The sequence below is a fragment of the Streptomyces gobitricini genome (assembly GCF_039532985.1).
Lineage (GTDB): Bacteria > Actinomycetota > Actinomycetes > Streptomycetales > Streptomycetaceae > Streptomyces > Streptomyces gobitricini.
Window position 1 is genome coordinate 184,033 of sequence record NZ_BAAASR010000021.1, and the last position, 18,174, is coordinate 202,206.

Genomic DNA, 18,174 nt, shown 5'->3' on the forward strand with positions numbered 1-18,174 from the left:
GCGCCGGAGCCCCGGCGGGTCAGACCCGCATCGGCTGGGGCGACTCGCGGCGGTCGGGGTCCGGGCCCGGGTACTCGCGGATGATCTCGTAGCGGGTGTTGCGCTCCACCGGGCGGAAGCCCGCGTCGCGGATCAGCTCCAGCAGGTCCTCGCGGCCCAGCTTGTTGGGCGTGCCGTAGTTGTCCGCGTCGTGCGTGATCTTGTACTCGACGACCGAGCCGTCCATGTCGTCCGCGCCGTGCTGGAGCGCCAGCTGGGCGGTCTGCACGCCGTGCATGACCCAGAAGACCTTGACGTGCTGGATGTTGTCGAACAGCAGCCGTGAGACCGCGAAGGTCTTCAGCGCCTCGGCGCCCGTCGCCATGGTCGTCCGCGCCTGGAGCCGGTTGCGGATCTTCCCGTCCTGCATGTCCACGAAGTCGTGCTGGTAGCGCAGCGGGATGAAGACCTGGAAGCCGCCGGTCTCGTCCTGCAGCTCACGCAGCCGCAGCACGTGGTCGACGCGGTGGCGCGGCTCCTCGATGTGGCCGTACAGCATCGTGCAGGGGGTCTTGAGACCCTTCTCGTGCGCGAGCCGGTGGATGCGGGACCAGTCCTCCCAGTGGGTCCGGTGGTCCACGATGTGCTGGCGGACCTCCCAGTCGAAGATCTCCGCGCCGCCACCGGTCAGCGACTCCAGACCGGCTTCGATCAGCTCGTCGAGGATCTCGGAGGCGGACAGCCCGGAGATGGTCTCGAAGTGGTGGATCTCGGTGGCGGTGAAGGCCTTGAGGGAGACGTTCGGCAGCGCCTTCTTCAGCTCGCTCAGCGACCGCGGGTAGTAGCGCCACGGCAGGTTGGGGTGGAGCCCGTTGACGATGTGCAGCTCGGTGAGGTTGTCGTTCTCCATCGCCTTGGCGAGGCGGACGGCCTCCTCGATGCGCATCGTGTACGCGTCCTTCTCGCCCGGCTTGCGCTGGAACGAGCAGTACGCGCACGACGCGGTGCACACGTTCGTCATGTTCAGGTGCCGGTTGACGTTGAAGTGGACGACGTCACCGTTCTTGCGCGTCCGCACCTCGTGGGCGAGGCCGCCGAGCCAGGCCAGGTCGTCCGACTCGTAGAGGGCGACACCGTCCTCGCGGGTCAGCCGCTCCCCGGACCGGACCTTCTCCTCCAGCTCGCGCTTGAGCCCCGCGTCCATGTCAGGCCGCCTCCCATACGTGTGTCAATCGGGCTCCACCACCGTACTCCCCCGCTTTTCCGGGGCGGTGTCAGCCCTCCTCCGGCAGGTCTCCGACCCGGTTCTCCCACTTCGTGGACAGCACGATGGTCGTCCTGGTGCGGGAGACGCCCTTGGTGCCGGACAGCCGGCGGATGGTCTTCTCCAGTCCGTCGACGTCGCTCGCCCGCACCTTGAGCATGAACGAGTCGTCGCCCGCGATGAACCAGCAGTCCTCGATCTCGGCCAGGTCCTTCAGCCGGCGCGCCACGTCCTCGTGATCGGCGGCGTCGGAGAGGGAGATGCCGATCAGCGCCGTGACGCCGAGGCCGAGGGAGGCGGCGTCGACGGTGGCGCGGTAGCCGGTGATGACGCCCGCCGCCTCCAGGCGGTTGATCCGGTCGGTGACGGAGGGCCCGGAGAGCCCGACGAGCCGGCCGAGTTCGGCGTACGAGGCTCTGCCGTTCTCGCGCAGAGCCTGGATGAGCTGCCTATCCACGGCGTCCATATACCTGAAGCCTTCCATTATTCAGCAAACAGCATGTTTCATTATAGAATCAAAGGCACGCAGAGCCAATGTCCTGCGAATCATTCAGACAATCAGAGACGATCCGTCAGGAGACGCCGTTCATCGTGTACACGATCGAGACGGCCCACGCCCGTATGCGCGCTCTGCGGGAGCCTGCCGACCGCCCGCGTGCCCACCCGCGGGCCGCCGCACGACGGATCGACCGGACGTCCCGTCCGCGCCCGGCCCGGAGGCGCTAGTCCCCACGCGAACCCCCGCCCAGTTCTCCCTTCCAGCGGCGGTACAGCCGGTGCGGCACGCCCGCCGCGTCCAGCACCCGCCCCGCGACGAAGTCCACCAGGTCCTGGATGTGCGTCGCGCCCGCGTAGAACGCCGGGGAGGCGGGCAGCACCACCGCGCCGGCCTCGTCCAGCGCCACCAGCTGCCTGAGCGTCTGGCCGTTCAGCGGGGTCTCCCGGACGGCCACCACCAGCGGGCGCCGCTCCTTCAGCGTGACGCTCGCCGCCCGTTGCAGCAGGTCCTTCGACAGCCCGAGCGCCACCCCCGCCACACACGCGGTGGACGCGGGCACGATCAGCATCCCCTTGACGGGGTACGAACCCGACGACGGCCCGGCCGCGAGGTCACCCGCCGCCCAGTGCCGGACGTCCGACACGTCCACCCGGAACGCGCCGGGCTTCCCGTCCGCGCCCCGCGCCAGCCACTCGGCGAGGTCCTCGCGCCAGTGCGCGTCCCGGAAGGCGATCCCGGTCTCGTCGAGCAGCGTCAGCCGCGACGCCCGGGACACCACCAGATCGACGCTCTCCCCGGCGGCGAGCAGTCCGCGCAGCACGGCGGCGGCGTACGGGGTTCCTGACGCCCCCGACACCCCGACGACCCACGGACGACGCTGCGTTTCTCCCGGCTCCACGCCGCTGAGCCTATCCGGCCGGACCCGTACCGAACCGGCCGGTACGGAACCGAGCGGGGCGCCCCGGGCGTTTCCGGGGTGAGACACCCGACATCACAGGGGGCCGCCATGGCGGATACGACGAGAAGCGGGAGCACCGGCCGGACCGGCGCCGAGCGGGTGAAGGCCGCCGCCGCGCTGATGGGCGCGTGGGTGGCCCTGCTGTGGCTGCTGGAGGCCGTCGACCTGGTGACCGGGCACGCCCTCGACGCGTACGGCATCTCGCCGCGCGAGGCCGTCGAGCTGCGCGACCTCGTCCCGGCCGCGTTCCTGCACTTCGGCTTCGGTCATGTGGCGGCGAACACCGTGCCACTGCTGGTGTTCGGCTTCCTCGCCGCCCTCGGCGGCATCCGCCGCTTCTTGGCCGTCGCCGCGCTGATCGTGGTCGTCGACGGCTTGGGCGTCTGGCTGGTCTCCCCCGCGCACAGCGTCACGGCGGGCGCTTCCGGCCTGATCTTCGGGCTCTTCGGCTACCTGCTGGTGCGCGGCTTCGTCGACCGCAAGCCGATCGACATCGTCGTGGGGCTGCTGATCGGCGCCATCTGGGGCAGCACCGTCCTGCTGGGCGTATCGCCCACCCAGTCGGGCGTCAGCTGGCAGGGCCACCTCTTCGGCCTGCTCGCGGGCGTGGCGGCGGCGTTCGTCTTCCGCCGCCACCGTCCGCGCGCGGCGGCCCCTCTCACGGTGTGAGGCCGCGCACCACCAGGTCGGCCAGCGCGCAGACGAAGAGCGCGACGCCGATGAAGCCGTTCGTGGTGAAGAACGCCCGGTTCAGCCGCGAGAGGTCGTGCGGGCGCACGATCGTGTGCTCGTAGACGAAGGCGACGGCCACGACCACCAGGCCCGCCCAGAACAACACGCCCGCGCCGGTCGCCACGGCGTACCAGACCAGCAGCGCCGTCGTGACGACGTGACAGGCGCGGGCGCCGTGCAGCGCCGCCGGGATGCCGAAGCGGGCGGGCACGGACTTCACCCCGTGGGCGCGGTCGGCCCGCACGTCCTGGCAGGCGAAGATCAGGTCGAAGCCGCCGATCCAGACGCCCACCGCGAGCCCCAGCACCACCGCCTCCCACGACCATGCCCCGGTGACCGCGATCCACGCGCCGACGGGGCCCATCGCCTGCGCCAGGCCCAGGATGGCGTGCGGGAAGTTCGTGAACCTCTTCCCGTACGGATAGACCACCATCGGTACGACGGCGACCGGCGCGAGGGCCAGGCAGAGCGGGTTCAGCAGGGCCGCCGCGCCGAGGAACGCCACCAGCGCCACCAGCGCCCCGGTCCAGGCCGTGCGGACGGACACCGCGCCGGTGACCAGCTCACGCCCGGCGGTGCGCGGGTTCCGGGCGTCGATCTCACGGTCGATGATCCGGTTGCAGGCCATCGCGAAGGTGCGCAGGCCCACCATCGCGACGGTCACCAGGAGCAGCTCCACCCAGTGGACGGTCCCGTCGTCCCGGAACATCGCGGTGAGCGAGGCGATGTACGCGAAGGGCAGCGCGAAGACCGAGTGCTCGATGAGCACCAGGCGCAGGAAGGCCTTCACCTTCCCGGCCGGCCGCGGCACCGGGCCGGAGCCCGCGACCTCGTCGGCGGTCGTCATCATGCGAGGCTCCCGAGGAACGCGTCGAGGTCGGCCAGCAGCCCGGCGACGGGCAGCGGTCCGGTCTCCACGGTCACCGTCGTCCCGGTGTCATCGGGCGGCGTGACGTGCGCCGTGAAGGCGTACGCGTCCTCCCCTGCCGGACGGGCGTCCAGACGCAGCACGGCGCCGCCGTCGACGGTGAACGGTCCGGTCGCCGCGGCGAGCTCGGCGCGCAGCCGCTCGGCGAAGCCGGCCGGCTCGCCGTCCCGCACGCCCGGCAGTTCGAAGCCGTCGCCCTCGCCGCCCGTCTCGACCAGCACCGCCCACAGGTCGCCGGGGCCCGCGAACTCCTCGGGCGAGACGCCCGCCTCCCGGGCCGCCAGCCGGACACCGTCGTCGGCCGGGTCGAGCCGGGGGCGCACCAGGGCCACGTAGTCGGTGCCGGTGCCGATGAAGAGGGCCGGGCCGCCCGCGGCGACGGCGCTCACAGGCCGTACTCCTTCCAGCGGCGGTCGACCAGCGCCGCCGTCGCGGGGTCGGACTCCACCATGTCCGGCCAGCCGCCGTCGCGGGTGTAGCCCTCCTCGGGCCACTTCCTCGTGGCGTCGATGCCCGCCTTGCCGCCCCAGAACTGCTGGTAGGAGGCGTGGTCCAGGTGGTCGACCGGGCCCTCGACGACCGTGAGGTCACGTGAGTAGTCGGTGTTGCCGAGCGCCCGCCAGGACACCTCGTGCAGGTCGCGGACGTCGCAGTCGGCGTCGACGATCACGATCAGCTTGGTCAGCGACATCATGTGCGCGCCCCAGATGGCGTGCATGACCTTCTGCGCGTGCTTCGGATACTTCTTCTCGATCGAGACGATCGCGCAGTTGTGGAAGCCGCCGGACTCCGGCAGGTGGTAGTCGACGATGTCCGGGACGATGATCTTGAGCAGGGGGAGGAAGAAGCGTTCCGTCGCCCGCCCCAGCGGGCCGTCCTCCGTCGGCGGGCGGCCCACCACGATCGACTGGAGCAGCGGACGCTTCCGCATCGTCACGCAGTCGATCCTCAGCGCCGGGAACGGCTCCTGCGGCGTGTAGAAGCCCGTGTGGTCGCCGAACGGCCCCTCGGGCAGCATCTCGCCCGGCTCCAGCCAGCCCTCCAGCACCACCTCGGCCTGTGCGGGGACCTGGAGCGGCACGGTCTTGCAGTCCACCATCTCGATCCGCTTGCCCTGGAGGAACCCGGCGAACATGTACTCGTCGATGTCCTCCGGCAGCGGGGCCGTCGAGGCGTACGTCACGGCCGGCGGCGCCCCGAACGCGATGGCCACCGGCAGCCGCTCCCCGCGCCGGGCGGCGACCTGGTAGTGGTTGCGGCTGTCCTTGTGGATCTGCCAGTGCATGCCGATGGTGCGCTTGTCGTGGCGCTGGAGCCGGTACAGCCCGAGGTTGCGGATGCCGTTCTCGGGGTGCTTGGTGTGGGTGAGCCCCAGGTTGAAGAACGACCCGCCGTCCTTCGGCCAGGTGAAGAGCGCGGGCAGCTTGTCGAGGTCGACGTCGTCGCCGGTGAGGACGGTCTCCTGGACCGGCGCGTCCTTGACCTTCTTCGGCGGGACGTGGGTCATCGCGCCCAGCTTGCCGAAGGCCTCCCGGACGCCCACGAAGCCGTGCGGGAGCTCCGGCTTCAGCAGCCCGCCGATCTTGGCGCTGATCTCGTCGTACGACTTCAGGCCCAGCGCCTTCAGCAGCCGGCGGTCGGTCCCGAAGACGTTCATCGCGAGCGGCATCGCCGACCCGCGCACGTTCTCGAAGAGGAGAGCCGGACCGCCGGACTTCTGGACCCGGTCGACGATCTCCCCGACCTCCAGGTACGGGTCGACTTCGGCCTTGATGCGCTTGAGGTCGCCTTCGCGCTCCAGCGCCCTGAGCAGTGAGCGAAGATCGTCGTAAGCCATGGGGTCCAGTATCCGCCACCGGCTACGCTGGCCTTGTCACCGGGGCAGAGGAAACGCGCCCCGCCAATGCTTCCAGGGGGCTGTCCCACATGCTCAGGGCACTGCTGTACATCCTGCCGCTGGCGCTGGCGATCTACGCGTTCATCGACTGCCTGAACACCCCCGAGGAGGAGACCAGGCACCTGCCGAAGATCGCCTGGGTCTTCATCATCCTGCTCTTCTGGGTCGTCGGCCCGATCGTCTGGATCGCCGCCGGGAAGGTGCGCCACGGCCCGGCCGGCGGGCGCTCGTCCTCGCCCTTCTCCCCGGGTCCCCGCGGTCGCCGCACCACGTGGGTCGCGCCCGACGACAACCCCGAGTTCCTGAAGTCGCTCCGCCACGACAGCCGGAAGGACGAGCCGCTCCCGAAGGACGAGGAGGCCGACCTTCGCCGCCGCGAGGAGGAGCTGAAGAAGGAGCGCGGCGAGGAGCAGGACGGCGGCGACACCGGTCCCGGCAAGTCCTGACCCCGTTTCGCGGGAAGAAGGGCGGGCGGCGGGGAAGGTACCCGCCATGGACGATCAGCGACAGGACCGGCGGTGGCTGGAGACGGCCGTCGCCGAGGCGCGCCGCGGGCTCGCCGAGGGCGGGCTGCCCATCGGGGCCGCCCTGTACGGGGCGGACGGCACCCTCCTCGGGCAGGGGCGCAACCGACGCGTCCAGGACGGCGACCCGTCCACGCACGCCGAGACGGCCGCGTTCCGGGCGGCCGGGCGCCGGCGGTCGTACCGGGGCACGACCATGGTCACCACACTCTCCCCCTGCTGGTACTGCAGCGGGCTCGTACGGCAGTTCGAGATCTCCCGGGTCGTGATCGGCGAGGCGGAGACGTTCCACGGCGGCCACGACTGGCTCGCGGAGCACGGCGTGGAGGTGGTCCTGCTCGACGACCCGGAGTGCGTCGCGATGATGCGCGACTTCACCGCGGAACACCCGGCGCTGTGGAACGAGGACATCGGCGATGAGTGAGTCCCGGATCCCCGTGATCGCCCTGGCGCCGTGGCTCTCCGGCGACCCCGCCGCCCGCGCCGCGACCGCCCGCCGTGTCGACCGGGCACTGCGCACCGCCGGGTTCCTGCTGGTGACCGGGCACGGCGTCGAGCCGGAGCTGCGGGCGGCGGTCCGGCGGGAGGCGCGGAGCTTCTTCCACCTGGACGCCCGGGTGAAGGAGCGGTACGCCGTGCGGGTCGGCGGGCGCGGCTGGCTCGGGCCGGGCGCGGAGGCCAACGCGTACGCGGAGGGCGGGCAGAGCCCGCCGGACCTGAAGGAGTCGCTGTCGTTCGCCGCCGACGAGCCGACCGGCGACCCGGCGGTGGACGCGGAGTGGTTCCTGCCCAACACCTGGCCGGCCGAGGTGCCGGGGCTCCGGCCCCTGGTGGAGGAGTACCTGGCGCGGACGCGGGAGCTGTCCGACCGGCTGCTGGAACTGCTGGGCGTGGCGCTCGGCGAGGGCGAGGACTTCTTCACCCGGCACACCGCCCACCCCACCTGGGGCTTCAACATCAACTGGTATCCGGGGCGGGACGTGCTCGGCGAGCCGGAGCCCGGCCAGTTCCGCATCGGGCCGCACACCGACTTCGGGACGGTGACCGTACTGGACCGGCAGGCGGGCAGGGGCGGGCTCCAGGTGTTCACCGACGAGGGCGGCTGGGAGGACGCCCCGTACGACCCGGACGCCCTCACCGTCAACATCGGCGACCTGATGGCCCGCTGGACGGGCGGGCGCTGGCGCTCGGGCCGCCACCGGGTGCTGCCGCCGCCCGCCGACGACCCGGCCGAGGAACTGATGTCGCTGGTGTACTTCCACGAGTGCGATCCCGGCACCGATGTGCGGGGCGTCGACTCGCACGTGTACCTGCGCGCGCAGCTCGACGCGATCACGACTGAGTGACGGTTCACCCGACTCCGCACACGGCCAACGCTTCGAAAGTAGCCTTGGCTTGACGCTGAGTCACGGGGGGTGGCGGTGGACAGAGCGCTGTACGGCCGCGAGGCGGTCCTGGACGAGTCGGGTCTGGCCGCGCGGCTGACCGGACTCACCCCGTACAGCTTCGCCGCCGCCGGGTACGAACACGGTGACGATCCACCCGTCACCGTCTTCACCGGCGGCCGGGGCATGGGCAAGACCGCACTGCTCAAGCAGGTGCGCAACTCCTACCGGGGCGGCACCCCGCTCGCGCTGCTGGACTGCGCGCACATCGAGCCGCCCCTCGACCACGGACCCGGCTGGAACCCGCTCACCGGCGCGCTCGCCGAGCTCGCCGTGCAGTTGTCGCCGAGGGTGCTCTCGGCGAAGCCGGTGGAGTTCCCGCGCCTCTCCCTGGGCCTGGCGGCCGTCGCGGTCACCGGCTGGTCGCAGGAGGACGACGACCGGGCGCGGCGCGACCTCCAGCGCCTCGGCCCGGTCCTCGCCACCGTCGACGAGGCCAAGGGCGCGGCCGGCACGTGGGTCTCCAAGGTGCTCGCCAAACTGGCCGCGACGGCCACCGAGTCGACGGCGCCGCTCGTCGGGGTGCTGGCCGAGGCGACGGTGGAGACGGTCATGGAGGAGGTGTTCGGCCGCTACCAGCGCAAGTCCGGAGCCTGGTACGGCACGTACCGCAACGCGGGCGGCCGGGGCGAGCTCGGGCTGCACCAGCTGGCCGTCGACTTCGAACAGGGCGGGCGCCGCCGGGAGGAGGCCGAGGGCTTCCTGGTCGGCGCGCTCGTGGAGGACCTGCGCCGGGCGTACGTCGGCCTCACCCGGCGCGGGACCCGCCGCGGCCGCCCGGTCGTCCTGCTGGACAACGCCCACCTGCCGCTCGGCCGGCGCCTGATCGAGCCGGTCCTGCGGGACCGCAGCGCCGGGCACCGAGACCAGCTGGTGATCGTCGCCTCGTCCCGGGACCGTGACCACGAGGGGCTGAGCCGGGCGACCCGGACACGGCTGCCCGAGGTCGCGCACCGGGCGCCGTGCCCCCGGGGCGCGGACATCACGTCGGGCATCCTCGCCGTGGAGCTGACGCCGCTGAGCGCCACGCACGCCCAGGCCGTGTTCGACCGGTACGACGCGGCGGGACGGGTGCCGGCCGACCTGCCGCGGGCGGTCCACCGGCTGTCCGGCGGCCGGCCGCTGGGCGTGGCACTGCTCGGGCAGGCGGTCGGTGGCGTGCCGGCGGCGGAACGCGAGGGGCTCACGCCGGGTGCGCTGCTGGGCCTGACGGTGCGGCTGCGCGAGGACGCCGCCGCCGTGCCGGTCGCGGACACCCTGCTGGGCGAGCTGCTGCCGCCGGGGCTGCGCCCGGACGTGGCCGCCGTGCTGGCCGCCGCCCACGACGAGGAGTCGGCCCGCGTGCTGGCCCGCACCCGGCTGCGCGGCGCGTCGGTGGAGGGTGACATGGCGCTGCTGGTGCGGGACGCGCTGCGGGCGGACGGCTGGCCCGAGCGCGGCGGGCACTTCGTGGCCGATCCGCTGCTGCGGGCCGTGCTGCTGCACCGGCTGCGGTTCCACGACGCCGACGCGCCCGAGTACGCCGCGTGGCGCGCCGTCCACGAGACACTGCACCGCCACTACGGGCCCGAACCGACGCCGTACCGGCTGCGGCAGGAGCTGGCGCTCGGCCGGACCGAGGAGGCGGTGACCGAGCTGCGGCTGGGCTTCCCGGAGCCGGACGTCCTGGGCTGGCTGGCGCGGTTGCGGTTCGTCGCCTCCGCCCCGTACCCCCGCGAACACCGGCACACCGGCCCCGATCCGCGCCGCGCGGTGGCGCTGGGCGAGGACCCGGGCGGGCCGCTGCCGGACGCGCTGGACGCGGACGCGACGGCACTGCACCTGTGTCTGCGGCGGCTGCTGCACGCGGTGTGGCTGCTGACCGACCCGCTGGCCCTGCCGGACGACGACGTGATCGACAAGCTGGTGCACGAACTGCGCCGGCTGTCCGGCCGGCACCTGACCGGCACCAGCACGCTGTGGGACGCGGCCACCCACTGGCCGAGGGACATCCGTGCCTGGCGGGGCCTCACCGTCCCGCCGGGCCGGGAGGACGGAGTCTGACGTGCCCAACCCCTTCCGCTACCGGGTCTTCTACACCACCCGGCAGAAGATCGTCACCTGTGTGCTGGTGCTGGCGCTGCTCGCCTGGGGCACGGTGTACGCCGTCGGCCGGCTGACCACCCCGGAGGACCGCTCCTGCGCCCCGGGCGTCGCACGGCCCGTGGGCAGCGACGAGTGCGTCGGGGTCTCCGGCGACGGGTACGACTTCGGGGTCGCCGCGCTGGACCCGGTCGCCCGGGCGATCGCCAGGGAGAACGACCGGCTCAAGCCGGGCACGTACGCGACGGTGGCGCTGCTGTTGCCGCTGACGTCCACCAGCCCGTCGATGCGGATCAAGATCCTGCACGAGGTGCAGGGCGCGTTCGCCCAGCAGTACGAGGCGAACAACCGCTCCAACAACCAGGCCCCCAAGATCCGGCTGGTCCTCGCCAACACCGGCAAGGGCAACGCCCACTGGCGGACGCCCGTGGCCGCCCTGAAGGGGATGACCGGCGCGCCCCACCATCTGCGGGCGGTCTCCGGCATAGCGACCAGCAGCACGCCCGTCCGGCAGGCGGTGACCGAGCTGACCCGCGCGGACATCGCGGTCGTCGGCACCACCATCACCGCCGACGACCTCACCAACGGCCCCGGCAGGAAGCCGTTCCCCGGCCTCGCGCGGGTCTCCCCCACCAACAGCGACGAGGCGAGGGCGCTCGCCCACTTCGGCCGGGTGGACGCGGCGAAGGCGATCCTGGTGCACGACGCCCGCGACGGCGACCACTACACGGACACGCTGAAGACGGCCTTCTCCTCGCTGCTGGGCCGATCCCCCTACCAGCCGCAGCTGTTCACCTCGCCCGACGACCCCACCGACGAGGGCACCACCGCCAACACCTTCCGGCAGATCGCCCACCTGCTGTGCACGACCCGCGCGAACACCGTGTTCTTCGCCGGACGTCACACGCAGCTGCGGCAGTTCATCAACGCGCTGGGCGCGCGGGGCTGCACGCACCGGCCGTTCACCGTGCTGACCGGTGACGAGGGCTCCTACCTGGGGGCGGACCCGCAGCTCGACCGGAGCGCCCTGGGCGGTGGGCTGACCGTCCGGTACGCCGCGCTGGCGCACCCCGACGCGTGGCAGCCGGCGGCCGGCCGGCCGGTGCCGAAGGCGGGCGGGTCCCCGGTGGCGTACCAGCGGTTCCGCTCGATGATGGACACGGTGGCCTCCGCCGAGGCGGGGCCGGTCGGGCCGGTCGAGCTGTCCGACGGGCAGTCGATCGTGGCGTACGACGCGATGGCGACGGCCGTGCACGCCATCCGGCAGGCGACGGTCGAGGGACGGCTGCCCGCACCGGGTGACGTGGGGCTGCAGTGGCCGCAGGTGACGGGTCCGCTGCGAGTGGAGGGCGCCGGCGGCTGGATCTGTCTGGACAACCACGGCAACCCGTACAACAAGGCGGTGCCGGTGGTGGAGCTCACCCGCGACAAGCCCCGTTTCGTGCAGATCGCCTGGCCCGACGGCGGGCCGCCGTCCGCCGAGTGCATGCCACCGCGCAAGCCGTAGCGCTACGTCGCGCCGAAGTCCCGGGCCTCGTACTGGTCGCGCAGGTCCTGCCGGCGCTCCCGGGACCAGGCCGGCCAGTCCGCCGGCCGGCCGTCCAGGGACTCGGCGAGGTACAGGAAGTGGTCGTGCCAGCCGGCCAGGCGGTCCAGCCGGAAGTCGTCCGTCCCGCGGAACTCGTTGACGAACAGCAGGGCGGTCGCGGCCGGCCCGCCGCCCGGCTCCAGATCGAACCGCATCCGGCCGTACGCCTCGACCGTGTACTCGACGATCCGTTCCACGTCCCACGCGGTGACCGTCCCGGACACCACGGTCGGCGGCTGTGTGGTGAGCCACCGCAGGGCGACCTCACCGCCGAGCCGGCTCTCCAGGACCTGCGCCTCGGCGAGCCACCCCCGCAGCCCGCCGGGGGTGGTCAGGGCGAGCCAGACGCGCTCCTGGGGGTGGGGCAGGGAGAGCACGAACCGCAGGGTGTGGGTGTCGCCGCGGCTCACGCTGGTACCGGGAGGGATCCGATCGGCCATGTATCCAGCGTCGCGCGCTCCCGTGGCGAGCGCTACCCCGCCGGCCGCCCCCGCCTCAGACGCCCGCGTACGAGTGCAGGCTGTTCACGAAGATGTTGACCCCGTAGTAGTTGAAGAGCCAGCAGGCGAAGGCGGCCAGCGCGACGTACGCCGCCTTCCGGCCCTTCCAGCCGGCCGTCGCCCGGGCGTGCAGGTACGCGGCGTACGCGACCCACGTGATGAACGACCAGACCTCCTTGGCGTCCCAGCCCCAGTAGCGGCCCCACGCCTCACCGGCCCAGATGGCGCCCGCGATGATCGTGAAGGTCCACAGCGGGAAGATCGCCGCGTTGACGCGGTAGGCGAACTTGTCCAGCGTCGCCGCCGCCGGGAGCCGCTCCAGCACCGAGCGGGCGAAGCCGCTCGGGGTGCCGCCGGCCTCGAGCTTGTTCTCGTAGGCGTCCCGGAAGAGGTACAGCAGCGTGGCGACCGCGCCCAGGTAGAAGACCGCGCCGCAGAAGATCGCGGTGGAGACGTGGATCCACAGCCAGTACGAGTGGAGCGCCGGGACGAGCTGGTCGCTCTCGGTGTACAGCCACGTCGTGGCGACGCCCAGGTCGAGCAGGACGGTGGCGACCAGGAGCAGGCCCATCCACCGAACGTTCTTCCTGGCGAGCAGAAAGCCGAGGTACGCGCCGACCGCCACCGTGGAGAAGGTGATGGAGAACTCGTACATGTTGCCCCAGGGCGCCCGCTGCACGGACAGCGCGCGGGCGACCACACCCGCGGCCTGCACGAGGAAGGCGAGGGTGGTCAGCGAGATGGCGATGCGCCCGTACAGGTCGCCCTGCTCGTCGCCGCCGGCCGCGCCGGGCCCGTCGGGCACGTCACGCGCGCCGGACGCGGAGCGGGTGACGACCTTCGGCTGGTCGAGGACGGCGGTGCCGCCGCCCCGCTGCCCGGTGCGGACCTGGACCTTCCCGGCGGAGGGGGTGGTCAGGGCCGCCGCGGTACGGCCGACCTTGCTGCGGCTGCCGAGGACCCATTCGGCGATGTGCGCCAGGAAGGCCAGGGTGTAGACGGCCATCGCGGAGTAGATGAGCACATTGCTCATCTCCGCCAGGCTCTCGTTGGTCGCGGCGGCGAGATTCACTTCTCAGCCCCTTCAGCAGGTGCTTCTTCGGCTTCGGCTTCGGGCGCGGTCGGCGCCACGGAATGGAGCGTGGCCGCCAGGTCGGCCAGTTCCTCGGGGAGCTTGGCGGACTCGCTCCGGCCCAGCCCCGCCATCTCGACGACGGTCACACCGTCGTCCCCCCGTACCGCGCGGACCCAGACCCGGCGGCGCTGGATGAACAGCGAGCCGGCCAGCCCGGCGATCGCGGCGACCGCACCGGCGAGGGCGAGGCCGCTGCCCGGCTGCTGGGAGATCTGGAAGCTGGCCCACTCCTTGATCTCCTTCTCGAAGGTGATCGAGCCCGCTCCGCCGGGGAGGGTCATGGTCTCGCCGGGCGCCAGCGTCTGCTTGAAGATCTCACCGTCGGCGTCCTTGAACGGCTTCATCTTGCTGGTGTCGAGCTGGTACACGTTCTGCGGCAGGCCGCCGTCGACGCGCAGGTCGCCCTGGTACGCGCCGAGGTTGAGCGCGGGCTGGACCAGCGCCGGGAACTGGCTGAACATCTGGCCGTTGCCCTTGCCCGCGTACGTCGGTACGAAGAAGGCCGGGAAGCCCAGCTGGACCTTCTTGCCGCTCTTGTCGCGGTAGCCGTCCATCACCTTGATCACGCCGGTGGAGGTGATGTTGTTGTCGATCGGCAGGAGCGGCACGGCGCCGTGGAAGACGGCGCGGCCCTTGGCGTCCTTGACGGTGACGACGGGCGCGTAGCCGTGGGCGATCAGGTAGACCTTCGAGCCGTCGATCTCCAGCGGCTCGTTGACCCGGATGACGCTCCGCTTCCGCACGCCGTCGCCCCTGGAGTACGTCACGTCCGCCTCGAAGGTGCGGGGGGTGCCGCGCTGCGGGCCGCTGGTCTCGTACGTACCGGTGAACTCGTTCAGCGTGAAACTGAACGGCGCCAGCTCGTCGGTGGAGAACAGCGACCCGGACTTGAAGTCGTCGTACTGGCTCAGGGCGTTGGCGAAGCCGCCGCCCTCGACGATCAGCTTGCCGCCCTCGGACTTGAACAGCTGGCCCACCGCGAACGCCACCAGCATCACGATCAGCGCGATGTGGAAGAGCAGGTTGCCGACCTCGCGCAGGTACCCCTTCTCGGCGGCGACGGCGTCACCGGCCGTGTGGGCCCGGAAGCGCCGCTTGCGGAGCATGGCCAGCGCCGCCTCGCGCACCTCCTCCGGCGGGGCCCCGGTGCGCCAGGTGGCGTACGCGGGCAGCCGGGTGAGCCGCCTCGGGGCGGCCGGCGGCCGGCCCCGCAGCTGGCCCACGAACTGCCAGGTGCGCGGGACGATGCAGCCGATGAGGGAGACGAACAGCAGGAGGTAGATCGCGGAGAACCACACCGAGCTGTAGACGTCGAAGAGCTGGAGCCGGTCGTAGATCGGCGCCAGGACCTCGTGCTGCTCCTTGAAGGTGCGGACCTTCAGGTCGTCCACGCTGTTCTGCGGGATCAGGGAGCCGGGGATGGCGCCGAGGGAGAGCAGGAAGAGCAGGATCAGCGCGACCCGCATGGAGGTCAGCTGGCGCCAGAACCAGCGGATCCAGCCGATGACGCCGAGCGTCGGGCCGCCGCCTCCGGGGAGGTCCTCCTTGGGGGCGGTGGACAGCTGGTCGCCCGCCTCCGCCATGTCCCGCTCGGTCGTTTCGGTCTTGCTCATGGATCTAGATCCCCACCTGGAAGCCTGCGGACCACTCTTGCATCTCCTGCACCAGGGCGTCCCACGCGCCGGTGAGCAGCAGCAGACCGGTCAGGATCATCATGCCGCCACCGATCCGCATCACCCACGCATAGTGCCGCTTCACCCAGGAGAAGGCGCCGAGCGCCTTGCGGAACGCGACCGCGGCGAGCACGAACGGCACACCCAGACCGAGGCAGTACGCGAGGGTCAGCAGCGCCCCGCGCCCCGCGCTGGCCTCGTTGGCGGCGAGGGCCTGGACGGAGGCGAGCGTCGGTCCGATGCACGGCGTCCAGCCGATGCCGAAGAGCGCGCCCAGCAGCGGCGCTCCCGCCAGCCCGGACACCGGCCGCTTGTGGAAGCGGAACTCGCGCTGGGTGAACCAGGGCATGAGGCCCAGGAAGAAGACCCCCATCAGGACCATCAGGACGCCGAGGACGGTGGTGAGCGTCTCGCGGTGCGCCTGGAGGGTCCAGCCGAAGTAGCCGAAGAGGGCGCCGCCGGAGACAAAGACGGCGGAGAAGCCGAGCACGAAGAGGGCGGCCCCGGCGGTCATCCGGCCCCGCCGGGCCTCGGCCAGGTCGGTTCCGGTGACGCCGGTCACGTAACTGAGGTAGCCGGGCACGAGCGGCAGGACGCAGGGGGAGAAGAAGGAGACCAGCCCGCCGAGCACGGCGATGGGCAGGGCCAGCAGGAGTGCCCCGCTGAAGACCGTCTCGTTGCGGCCCAGCGCCTCGGCGGCGAGGAGGATCACAGGATCACGTTCCCCGTCACTTCTCGGCCAGCAGCGGGTCGATCATCTTGCGCAGCCGGATGTCGTCCAGCGCCGCCAGCGAGCGCGCGGCGATCTTCCCGTCGCGGTCGAGGACGACGGTGGAGGGGATGCCCTGCGGATTGAGGGTGCCCTTGGGGAAGCCGTAGAGGACGAGCTCGCCGTGCGGGTCGTACAGGCTTGGGTAGGGGACCTTGAAGTCCTTCTCGAAGGCGAGGGCGGACTGCTTGCTGGAGTCGCGGGTGTTGATGCCGACGAACTCCACGCCCTTGGCCTTCAGGTCGTTCGCGACCTTGGCGAAGTGCTTGGCCTCGCCCCGGCAGGGACCGCACCAGGAGCCCCACACGTTCAGCACGACGATCTTGCCCTTGAGGTCGGCGACGTCGAGCCGCTCGCCCTCGAGGGTCTCGCCCGCGAGCTTGCCCGGCGCCTTGCGCTCGCCCTTGGCGACGGTCTCGACACCACCGGTGTCGGTGACGAAGTTGGTGTTGCCACCACCGCCGGACGTGCCGTTGGAGCCGCCGGTGCACGCGGTCAGCGTGCACGCGGCCGCAAGCACGCCGGCGGTGAGCAGGGGGCCTCGGAAGGCGCGGCTAAGGCTCATGTGAAAAGTTTCGCATGGGCGATTCGGGGATCTTGCGCGCCCCCCTTGCTGCCCGGAAAGCCCGATGTCAGGCGGGCTTAAGGAAGGTGTTCCAGCCGCCCGGCGGCGATTGGCCGACCTCCAGCGTACGGAGCCTGTCGAGGATCTTCGGGTCCTGTACGTCGAGCCAGTCGACGAACTGCCTGAAGGACACCAGCCGTACGTCCTTCTTCCCGGCCATGCCCTTGAGCGCTTCCTCGACGGCGTCCATGTAGATGCCGCCGTTCCACTGCTCGAAGTGGTTTCCGATGTAGAAGGGCGCGCGATTCGATTCGTAGGCGCGCTTGAACCCGGCGAGGTAGGCCCCGGTCGCCTGCTTCTTCCATTCGGGATAGCGCGAGGGCATGCCCTTGGTCGTGTTCTGCGACTGGTTGGCGAGGATGTTGTAGTCCATGGACAGGACCTCGAAGGAGCGGCCCGGGAAGGGGATCTGCTGGAGTGGCAGGTCCCAGAGGCCCTGGCGCTTGACGGGCCACTTCTGGTGGCCGCCGGGCGAGCTGGCGTCGTAGCGCCAGCCCAGCTTCCTGGCGGTGGGCAGCAGCTTGTCCTGGCCGAGGAGGCAGGGGGTGCGGGCGCCGACGAGTTCCTTGCGGTAGTCGAAGGGCAGCGGATCGAGGTTGGTCCAGCCGCTGTTGGTCTTCCATTCGGTGACGAATTTCACCGCCTGGTCGATCTCGCTCTCCCAGTCGGCGGGGGTCCACTTCTCGACCGAGCCGGAGCCGGCGCAGAAATGGCCGTTGAAGTGGGTGCCTATCTCGTGACCGTCGAGCCAGGCCTGGCGGACGTACTTCAGTGTCTGCTTGATGTGGTCGTCGGTGAGATAACCGATGTCGGAGGCGCCGGTGCGGTTGTTCGGGGGGCGGTAGAGGGCTTTCTTCGATTCGGGCAGGAGGTAGAGCCCGGAGAGGAAGAAGGTCATCGTCGCGTCGTGGTTCCTGGCGAGTTCCAGAAAGCGCGGGAAGAGGCCGTTGCCGACCTCGCCCGCCCCGTCCCACGAGAAGATCACGAACTGCGGCGGGGTCTGCCCGGGCTCCAGGGGCACGGGCTCGCCGGGCTGGTTCGGCTGCTTTCCGGTGTCGGACGTGGAACCGTCCCCCAGGAGACGCCCCTTCACCTCACCGGGGGCCGGGCCGTCCGTCCCGTTCCGGCCGCCGCCCGTGTCCGGTCGGTCCCCGCCCTTGTCCGAGCCACCGGCGAGACCGCAGCCGCCGACTCCGATCGCGGCCGCCGTTCCGACTCCGGCTCCCAGGAGGCCCCTTCGACTGATCCCGCGCATATCGTCCCCATCCGCGCTCGTTCGTTGCCGGACATACCTTCCAAACCGGCAATGGGTGAGAGGGGAGGAGGAAGACGGCGGTTCCCGCGATTAGCACATAATCTTCTGCGTAACGAGGTGATTACCGGCCCTCGCGCCCGCCTCCGCGCCGGCTGGGGCGCCCGCCTCCGCGCCGGCTGGGGCGCCCGCCTGCGCGTCGGCTGGGGCGCGCGGGGGCAGGTCCCGGCGGGCGTGGTCGCGGACGGGTGCGGGGCGGGTTCGGGCGGGTTCGGGCGGGTTCGGCGCTGGGGCAGGCGCGGGTGCGGGGCCGGGCCGGGCGGG

The 18,174-nt window shown here is 71.7% G+C and carries 19 protein-coding genes; 7 read left to right on the top strand and 12 right to left on the bottom strand.

Annotated features, from left to right (window positions below; translation table 11 throughout):
* Window positions 1-19: 19 nt before the first annotated feature.
* From mqnE to ABD347_RS20260, 3 genes are all read right to left on the bottom strand, one after another.
* Window positions 20-1,183 (bottom strand): aminofutalosine synthase MqnE, encoded by a 1,164-nt coding sequence (mqnE, locus tag ABD347_RS20250; RefSeq protein WP_344363292.1) that lies wholly within the window; start codon window positions 1,181-1,183, stop codon window positions 20-22.
* A 70-nt stretch (window positions 1,184-1,253) separates the two neighbouring features.
* Window positions 1,254-1,709 (bottom strand): Lrp/AsnC family transcriptional regulator, encoded by a 456-nt coding sequence (locus tag ABD347_RS20255; protein WP_030495192.1) that lies wholly within the window; start codon window positions 1,707-1,709, stop codon window positions 1,254-1,256.
* Between the two features lie 256 nt (window positions 1,710-1,965).
* A complete protein-coding gene (locus ABD347_RS20260) occupies window positions 1,966-2,640 on the bottom strand; it encodes a UbiX family flavin prenyltransferase (protein ID WP_344363298.1) in 675 nt (224 codons plus the stop codon).
* Between the two features lie 108 nt (window positions 2,641-2,748).
* On the opposite strand from ABD347_RS20260, the gene ABD347_RS20265 reads away from it, so the two are divergent.
* Window positions 2,749-3,369: a rhomboid family intramembrane serine protease gene (locus tag ABD347_RS20265; RefSeq protein ID WP_344363301.1), complete on the top strand. Its 621-nt coding sequence runs from the start codon at window positions 2,749-2,751 to the stop codon at window positions 3,367-3,369.
* Here the strand turns inward: ABD347_RS20265 and mqnP are convergent.
* Genes mqnP through ABD347_RS20280 form a run of 3 tightly spaced genes read right to left on the bottom strand, consistent with a single transcriptional unit; the run spans window position 3,359 to window position 6,197 of the window.
* Window positions 3,359-4,279, bottom strand: coding sequence for a menaquinone biosynthesis prenyltransferase MqnP (gene mqnP / locus ABD347_RS20270; protein WP_344363448.1), 921 nt, complete (start codon window positions 4,277-4,279; stop codon window positions 3,359-3,361). The genes ABD347_RS20265 and mqnP overlap by 11 nt on opposite strands.
* Window positions 4,279-4,749 (bottom strand): hypothetical protein, encoded by a 471-nt coding sequence (locus tag ABD347_RS20275; protein ID WP_344363304.1) that lies wholly within the window; start codon window positions 4,747-4,749, stop codon window positions 4,279-4,281. The genes mqnP and ABD347_RS20275 overlap by 1 nt, the downstream gene beginning before the upstream one ends.
* Window positions 4,746-6,197, bottom strand: coding sequence for a menaquinone biosynthesis decarboxylase (locus tag ABD347_RS20280; RefSeq protein ID WP_344363307.1), 1,452 nt, complete (start codon window positions 6,195-6,197; stop codon window positions 4,746-4,748). The genes ABD347_RS20275 and ABD347_RS20280 overlap by 4 nt, the downstream gene beginning before the upstream one ends.
* Before the next feature lie 89 nt (window positions 6,198-6,286).
* Between ABD347_RS20280 and ABD347_RS20285 the strand changes: the two genes are divergently transcribed.
* The 5 genes from ABD347_RS20285 (at window position 6,287) to ABD347_RS20305 (ending at window position 11,815) form a co-directional block, all read left to right on the top strand.
* Complete coding sequence (locus ABD347_RS20285) at window positions 6,287-6,703, top strand: PLD nuclease N-terminal domain-containing protein (RefSeq protein WP_344363309.1); 417 nt, start codon at window positions 6,287-6,289, stop codon at window positions 6,701-6,703.
* A 46-nt stretch (window positions 6,704-6,749) separates the two neighbouring features.
* Complete coding sequence (locus ABD347_RS20290) at window positions 6,750-7,205, top strand: nucleoside deaminase (protein ID WP_344363312.1); 456 nt, start codon at window positions 6,750-6,752, stop codon at window positions 7,203-7,205.
* Complete coding sequence (locus tag ABD347_RS20295) at window positions 7,198-8,127, top strand: isopenicillin N synthase family dioxygenase (protein ID WP_344363315.1); 930 nt, start codon at window positions 7,198-7,200, stop codon at window positions 8,125-8,127. Before ABD347_RS20290 ends, ABD347_RS20295 begins: the two co-directional genes overlap by 8 nt.
* A 75-nt stretch (window positions 8,128-8,202) precedes the next feature.
* A complete protein-coding gene (locus ABD347_RS20300; protein ID WP_344363317.1) occupies window positions 8,203-10,269 on the top strand; it encodes a hypothetical protein in 2,067 nt (688 codons plus the stop codon).
* A gap of 1 nt (window position 10,270) precedes the next feature.
* Window positions 10,271-11,815 carry a hypothetical protein gene (locus ABD347_RS20305; RefSeq protein WP_344363320.1) on the top strand — a complete coding sequence of 515 codons (1,545 nt, stop codon included), beginning with the start codon at window positions 10,271-10,273 and terminating at the stop codon, window positions 11,813-11,815.
* Window positions 11,816-11,817: 2 nt separating this feature from the next.
* Here ABD347_RS20305 and ABD347_RS20310 read toward each other — a convergent pair whose 3' ends face one another.
* The 6 genes from ABD347_RS20310 to ABD347_RS20335 form a co-directional block, all read right to left on the bottom strand.
* Window positions 11,818-12,336: an SRPBCC domain-containing protein gene (locus ABD347_RS20310; protein WP_344363322.1), complete on the bottom strand. Its 519-nt coding sequence runs from the start codon at window positions 12,334-12,336 to the stop codon at window positions 11,818-11,820.
* Window positions 12,337-12,391: 55 nt separating this feature from the next.
* A complete protein-coding gene (gene ccsB, locus ABD347_RS20315; protein ID WP_344363325.1) occupies window positions 12,392-13,468 on the bottom strand; it encodes a c-type cytochrome biogenesis protein CcsB in 1,077 nt (358 codons plus the stop codon).
* Window positions 13,465-15,144: a cytochrome c biogenesis protein ResB gene (resB, locus tag ABD347_RS20320; RefSeq protein ID WP_344363327.1), complete on the bottom strand. Its 1,680-nt coding sequence runs from the start codon at window positions 15,142-15,144 to the stop codon at window positions 13,465-13,467. Before resB ends, ccsB begins: the two co-directional genes overlap by 4 nt.
* Before the next feature lie 4 nt (window positions 15,145-15,148).
* Window positions 15,149-15,916, bottom strand: a complete 768-nt coding sequence (locus tag ABD347_RS20325) for a cytochrome c biogenesis CcdA family protein (RefSeq protein WP_425575712.1) — start codon at window positions 15,914-15,916, stop codon at window positions 15,149-15,151.
* A gap of 16 nt (window positions 15,917-15,932) precedes the next feature.
* On the bottom strand, window positions 15,933-16,538 hold the full coding sequence (locus tag ABD347_RS20330) for a TlpA family protein disulfide reductase (protein ID WP_344363330.1): 606 nt from the start codon (window positions 16,536-16,538) through the stop codon (window positions 15,933-15,935).
* Window positions 16,539-16,605: 67 nt separating this feature from the next.
* Window positions 16,606-17,853 carry a polysaccharide deacetylase family protein gene (locus ABD347_RS20335; RefSeq protein WP_344363333.1) on the bottom strand — a complete coding sequence of 416 codons (1,248 nt, stop codon included), beginning with the start codon at window positions 17,851-17,853 and terminating at the stop codon, window positions 16,606-16,608.
* 117 nt (window positions 17,854-17,970) lie between these two features.
* Here ABD347_RS20335 and ABD347_RS20340 point away from each other — a divergent pair.
* The coding region (locus tag ABD347_RS20340) for a hypothetical protein (protein ID WP_425575713.1) at window positions 17,971-18,174 on the top strand (204 nt) is incomplete at its 3' end.

What these genes read in the sequence shown, in the direction of transcription:
- ABD347_RS20290 (WP_344363312.1), top strand. Translation starts at nt 6,750, where the DNA reads ATGGACGATCAGCGACAGGACCGGCGGTGGCTGGAGACGGCCGTCGCC.
- ABD347_RS20295 (WP_344363315.1), top strand. Translation starts at nt 7,198, where the DNA reads ATGAGTGAGTCCCGGATCCCCGTGATCGCCCTGGCGCCGTGGCTCTCC.
- mqnP (WP_344363448.1), bottom strand. Translation starts at nt 4,279, where the DNA reads ATGACGACCGCCGACGAGGTCGCGGGCTCCGGCCCGGTGCCGCGGCCG.
- ABD347_RS20265 (WP_344363301.1), top strand. Translation starts at nt 2,749, where the DNA reads ATGGCGGATACGACGAGAAGCGGGAGCACCGGCCGGACCGGCGCCGAG.
- ABD347_RS20280 (WP_344363307.1), bottom strand. Translation starts at nt 6,197, where the DNA reads ATGGCTTACGACGATCTTCGCTCACTGCTCAGGGCGCTGGAGCGCGAA.
- resB (WP_344363327.1), bottom strand. Translation starts at nt 15,144, where the DNA reads ATGAGCAAGACCGAAACGACCGAGCGGGACATGGCGGAGGCGGGCGAC.
- ABD347_RS20330 (WP_344363330.1), bottom strand. Translation starts at nt 16,538, where the DNA reads ATGAGCCTTAGCCGCGCCTTCCGAGGCCCCCTGCTCACCGCCGGCGTG.
- ABD347_RS20255 (WP_030495192.1), bottom strand. Translation starts at nt 1,709, where the DNA reads ATGGACGCCGTGGATAGGCAGCTCATCCAGGCTCTGCGCGAGAACGGC.
- mqnE (WP_344363292.1), bottom strand. Translation starts at nt 1,183, where the DNA reads ATGGACGCGGGGCTCAAGCGCGAGCTGGAGGAGAAGGTCCGGTCCGGG.
- ABD347_RS20285 (WP_344363309.1), top strand. Translation starts at nt 6,287, where the DNA reads ATGCTCAGGGCACTGCTGTACATCCTGCCGCTGGCGCTGGCGATCTAC.
- ABD347_RS20335 (WP_344363333.1), bottom strand. Translation starts at nt 17,853, where the DNA reads ATGCGCGGGATCAGTCGAAGGGGCCTCCTGGGAGCCGGAGTCGGAACG.
- ABD347_RS20310 (WP_344363322.1), bottom strand. Translation starts at nt 12,336, where the DNA reads ATGGCCGATCGGATCCCTCCCGGTACCAGCGTGAGCCGCGGCGACACC.